The sequence below is a fragment of the Caballeronia sp. LZ003 genome (assembly GCF_031451465.1).
GTDB lineage: Bacteria > Pseudomonadota > Gammaproteobacteria > Burkholderiales > Burkholderiaceae > Caballeronia.
Genome location: NZ_JARUXJ010000270.1, coordinates 1 through 5,317, shown reverse-complemented (window position 1 = coordinate 5,317; position 5,317 = coordinate 1). Strand labels below are relative to the sequence as shown.

4 protein-coding genes are annotated in these 5,317 nt (G+C 57.7%); all 4 read left to right on the top strand.

All coding sequences use genetic code 11. The features are described 5' to 3' along the window. Positions 1-70 precede the first annotated feature (70 nt). The 4 genes from QCE79_RS38775 to QCE79_RS38760 are packed head-to-tail and all read left to right on the top strand — an operon-like array spanning position 71 to position 5,035. Positions 71-1,114, top strand: a complete 1,044-nt coding sequence (locus QCE79_RS38775) for a tyrosine-type recombinase/integrase (protein ID WP_309854378.1) — start codon at positions 71-73, stop codon at positions 1,112-1,114. Further along, a complete protein-coding gene (locus tag QCE79_RS38770; RefSeq protein WP_309854375.1) occupies positions 1,111-2,616 on the top strand; it encodes a tyrosine-type recombinase/integrase in 1,506 nt (501 codons plus the stop codon). Before QCE79_RS38775 ends, QCE79_RS38770 begins: the two co-directional genes overlap by 4 nt. Further along, on the top strand, positions 2,616-4,544 hold the full coding sequence (locus tag QCE79_RS38765) for a hypothetical protein (protein ID WP_309854372.1): 1,929 nt from the start codon (positions 2,616-2,618) through the stop codon (positions 4,542-4,544). Before QCE79_RS38770 ends, QCE79_RS38765 begins: the two co-directional genes overlap by 1 nt. Next, the gene (locus QCE79_RS38760; RefSeq protein ID WP_309854367.1) at positions 4,541-5,035 is read left to right on the top strand and encodes a hypothetical protein; all 495 of its coding nucleotides are present in this window, start codon (positions 4,541-4,543) and stop codon (positions 5,033-5,035) included. Before QCE79_RS38765 ends, QCE79_RS38760 begins: the two co-directional genes overlap by 4 nt. The last annotated feature ends 282 nt before the right edge of the window (positions 5,036-5,317 follow it).

The following is a 5,317-nucleotide window of genomic DNA, read 5'->3' as shown; positions in this document are numbered from 1 at the left end:
GATCAGCGATCACGATCAACCGGAACGGGTGATCACGATCATTCGGAATCCGTGATCACCATCCGCCGAAATGCGTGATCACGTTCGCCGGAATACGCACTGTGACGACCGATTTGGGCTCGACTCGTTTGATTCAGCTATCAGTCACCGCGACGCTGAACGCACCCGGCAACTGGTTGAAGCCTTCTACCTGGAAATCACATCGTCCCCGGACTACACAACAACAATCGTGCAGCGCTGGGACTGCGTGCGCTATTTCGTCCAGCGCCTCGCACGGCAGCGCGCACCATCTAGTCGGGCGTGGAGTTCCCTGTCCTCAGCCCTATGGGCGATGGGAAAAATTCGACAACCTCGCCGCGGTCGAATCAAGTTCATCCGGGCGATTCCCGCCAGCACGCTGGTTGATCTGCTCAACGCTGCCAGGCCATCTTCCGAACTTAATCCGTTTCGGGGGGCGCCGGTTCAAGAAAGAAACTGGCTGATTGTCAACCTCTTACTGCTCGCGGGGTTGCGCCGGGGCGAGTTGATGCTGCTTGAAACCAGCTCACTCAGAGCAGATGTCGACATTGAGACACGCGAAACTGCTTACTGGCTGGATGTGACAACGACAGCTGAATACGACCCGCGCTCCAGCGCGCCTGGCATGAAGACCGATCATTCACATCGTCAGGTACCAGTATCGGAAGACCTCGCTATTCTTATAGAACGGTACGTATCGACATATCGATACGCTGCGGCCGAACATGGATTCCTCTTTACTGCGGTCAGTGGCGCCCCACTCTCCGCTGAGTCCATCAACAAAATTTTTGAGCGTCTATCAAAGGCTATCCCTTTGGAAGCATTGACGCAGTTCATTGAGCGCACGGGTGGCAAGGAAAGGATATCTCCGCACGACCTGAGACACACCTGTGCCACGGCCCGATACGCCGTGTTCATGGCACACGAGCCGGATCGGGAGTTGACGTTCCAACGAATGCGCGCCTTTTTCGGTTGGTCTGACAGATCGACGATGCCCGGACATTATGCGCGCGCTGCAATTCAGGAAGATTTACTCCGTACATGGAATCAGCTTTTCGACGCCAGGGTCCGCTTGCTTCGCGGACTTCCTTCATGAAACCATCATCAGCTCAGGCGGTCGACCGCACCACGACTCTCGCCGATACGGACGAAGGTCGTTCGATTCTCGACTGGACGTGGCCTATTGCACCGGTAGCGCTGTCAATCTATGACAAGTACACCGATACCAGCTACGCGATACGCGCAGACGACGAAACGTGGACGTTTAGTTACAAGGGCCATCCAGAAACAATCGTCTTTGCGACCGGAGAAATCGGTTCACTTCAAAGAAGGTTTGCTCTGTTGACCAGCGGGCGGGCAAGTCCAAACACACTACATCAGACCGGACGCATGCTTGTGCAGGCGTGGAATACCGTCTCCGCACTTCTCCTTACGCATCCGGAGAAACTAAGAAGCGCATGGGATGTCCATGTGACCACGAGGGCTCTGGCCGAACTGAACAAAAAGGTTCTTAAGCTCGCGTGCAAGGCCAATGTCGGTCACTGGAGCAGCAGGACGTTGCCGTTGGTCAGCAGCATGGCTACACGTGCGAACGCGAGCGTTGCCAGGCGGACGGGCCTCATCGAGGGGCGCCAGATGATCGTTAGCGCCGGACTCCAGGCGGACATAGTCAACGTGCTGGACGCGGCTGTCACAAATACAAATCTTTCCTCCATGCATCTCGAAGGCGCGGCCGCGCTGGCGCTCATCTACCAGCACGGCGTGCGCCCGGTGCAGGTCCTATGCCTGAATCTTGAACATGTCCGGTTCTTCATGGACGCCTCGAACGAGTTGGCGTGCGTTGTCTCGTTCCATGCTGCGAAGCAGAGGGACGGTAGAGAATTAGAGATACTTCGCCAGGTCAAACCTGAGTGGGTTCCCATCGTCGAGCGACTTCATGCATCTGCCGTGCGTTCGGGTCGATCCCGGCTCTTCGAGTCCTCGAATTCCTCGACACTCTGGTTTCGCGCAAAGGCTCTTTGCAAGTTGTCGAACGTGGTTCTGGGTTGCACGGCACCGCAACTGCGACATACAGGCGCGCAGGCATTGGCCGATGCCGGACACTCGCGCAAGAGCATTCAACAATTTCTGGGACACGTACGCACGCACTCCGCCCGCGTCTATGTTCGCGCCAGTTTGCAGCAGTCGGCGCTCATCAACTCGGCGCTCGGCGCTTCCAGGCTTTACAAGACTATCCACCGCATCGCCCGTAAGGAATATGTGACGCTAGAAGAGATGCTTACAGCAGACGAAGACCAGCAGATCGGCGGCATTGTCGGTGAGACTCTCGTCGCCGGCATCGGATTGTGTCGGGCGGGACAAAGTCAGTGCAGCTACAACCCTGTGACATCATGCTATGGATGTAGCAAATTCATGCCGTCGCTCGATACGGTCCCGCACAGGGAGGCAATCGAAGGCATGCGTCAGCAAGTCCGGGTGTATCTGGCAAATGGGGTTCAGCACGAGAATCCCGCCTATCGTCAACTCAGCCGCGCACTGTCCGGTGCCCAGCACGCGCTAGATGCCATCGAACGGCTTCCGACGGGGAAAGAAAAGTGATGGTGACCGCACTTTCAACCCGAACCCCTCTTCGCCCCGAACCGTTTCGGCTATTCGTCGATAACATGCGGCAGGCCGTCGAAGCGAAAGGGCTGTCATGGCACATTCCGCTGGATGATAACGGCACTCCTCTTGACAGCCGCGACTGGGACCTGCGAAAGCTGAACAATAGCCACGACCGGCATTCCCCGGGAACAGTCGGGTTCGGAATTGATGACCAGGTGCGTGAGATGGCAATCAACGCGCAATGGCCGAAAGCGCGCCTGCCGTCGGGTTCTGTGCTTCCCGAAGTCGCTCAGGACTTCATCAAGGCGACAATTGCCAGCCTCTGCCTGAGAGGCCGCACCGCGGACAGTACCCAGATCATTGCGAAGGCGGCCAGGCGCCTGTTGTCCTGCACTGTCGTGCCACCGTTTGAACTTTCGCGCGAGCATTTCGAGGCGGTGCTCTCACTGAAACCGTGGAGCGCGAAGGCGAAGCGCGACTTTTCCGTCGTCGCCAGAATCATCGACGAAAACTTGCTATCGGTGAATTGCCCGGTTCAACCGGAATTGGTGACGCCCACGGACATTGAACTGTTGCCAGATCTCCATGCGCGCGCGAGCGCACACAAGTTGCCGGACAAGGATGCGCTGTTCGAACTAACACGTATAGTCTTCCAGGAGACACCCACGTCGTTCAACGATGGCGTGTTTTTCGCGATCCTTAAGCTCGTCATCCTTACGGGCCTCCGCATCACGGAGGTACTAACCCTGCCGGATGACTGCCTCGTCTGGGATGAACACATCGACGTCGTGACCGGAAGAAACGTCGCCGATGTCGGTGGTGTCGGTCGATCGCTGCGCCTGCGCTATTACGCGGAAAAGCAGCGGAACGGGGCTCCCGATCTGCTCGTCGAGAAGTATTACTACGTGCCGTCGAAGTTTGAAGCCATGGTCGAAGCCACCGTCAGCGAAACGTTGATTGTGACGGCGCCGCTTCGCGCGCTTCTGAAATCGCAGTCGTCAAGACTCGAAATCTATCCGTGCTCGGATATCCGAACATTCCGGACCTCCACCGGCCGGACGGTCGGCACGTGGCACAGACTGTTCCTGACGCTGGGTGGCGTTTTCCAATTTCCGCTGCAAAAGTCGCTCGCATCCGACACCGCGATCAGCACGCCCCTCTCACCTCGCGTTTACATGTCGCTTGGGCGGGCCACAGGCAACGGCTCATTGTCGTTCTTCAGAAAGTACGGCCGGTCTCCGCAGACGAAGGAATTTTCCGTTCAACCACACGCCTTGCGTCATCTCATGAATACGGAACTCTTTCGTCAGGATGTGCCTGATACAGCGATCACCCACCAGTTCGGTCGCGTCACTGTCGCGCAAAGTTATGAGTATGACCATCGCAGCCTTGCAGAGAAGCTGAAGTTTGTTCAGCTCCCTGCCGTTTGCAACTCATTTGCTCCACCAGGAAGTACGCAGGCGATGGTGGCCAAAATGGTGGTGAGCGGCGTCGCCGCTTCCAGTCATCTTGGACAGTCGTTTAAGCGAATCCAAGGAGAACATGGGGATGAGGCTGCGTTTGCGTATCTGGCCGCGAACTCAGACGGCTTTCACGTGACGCCCTATGGATTCTGCACCAACAGCTTTTCCATGAATCCGTGCGCGAGACATCTCAAGTGCTTCGACGGATGCCGGCATTTCGCCGCGAGTGGCTTACCCGAGCATCGCGTCACCTTGGAAACCTTGCGCGGGCGCCTTGTGGAAATGCGCGCCGCTGCCGAGGCAAAGTCGGCGCGCACCATAGGCCGAAAGAACCAGATTACGCACGCTGAACGGCTGATCCGGGGCGTGCAAGCAGCGCTCGATTCCGAGCCGGACTGGGCTGTCTTTCCGGAGGGCGACGATTACGCCGATCGCAACCAGAAGGATTTATTCGCATGAGACGACTTCAGGACCCGAACCACGCCGGGTTGAAAAAGGTACTTGAGCAACTGCTGTCCGGTAACGTCGATGTCACCGTCCGGGAGGTTGCGCGACGGCATCCCGAGCTGAAAAATGCGTCGGCCTTTACACGTAACGAAGAGCGCATAGCGCTCATCACGGCCGCGCGTCAACAGCAGCAGCACGCCCGGTCCATCGCAGCTGGGTTCGTATCGCCATCAGGACCACCCGCCGCGGTAAAGCATGTCGGCGTACATCAAACGCCGGAGACTCAGGCGCTTCAGCTAAAACTCAGGCGTATGGTGGCGGCGCATGCCGCGTTGATCCGTGCCGTCCAGCTCGCGGGCGGCATCGGTGCGCTGGAGCGCTTCTGGAAGGAATACAAGGAAATTTCTGACACGGTGATAGAACTCGACGCCGTTCCGGCGAACGCGGTGGTCCTTGAGTTTTCGCAACCACAGCCCCCAGAGTCCCGCGAGAATCACGTCTGAAATACGCCTACTCGATACGGGGGGCATGCGCGTTTCTTCGAGAAAACATCCCGGTGTCACTAGTCGCTGATATCTGCTTGAGCGGGGTGTGGTGGCAACAAACGCACGCGACTGGAATAAGCATCAAGCTTACCGAACAATCGGGCAGCGTGAGGCTGCGTGCAGGCCCGCGGCGTTGCGACGTCGTAAGCGCGCATTAGACGGCGTCCCTTGCGCATTGCCATGCGACATACGTCAGGCTATGGTTGGATTCAGTCGCCAGGGCAGCAAAGCCTCGTAGTC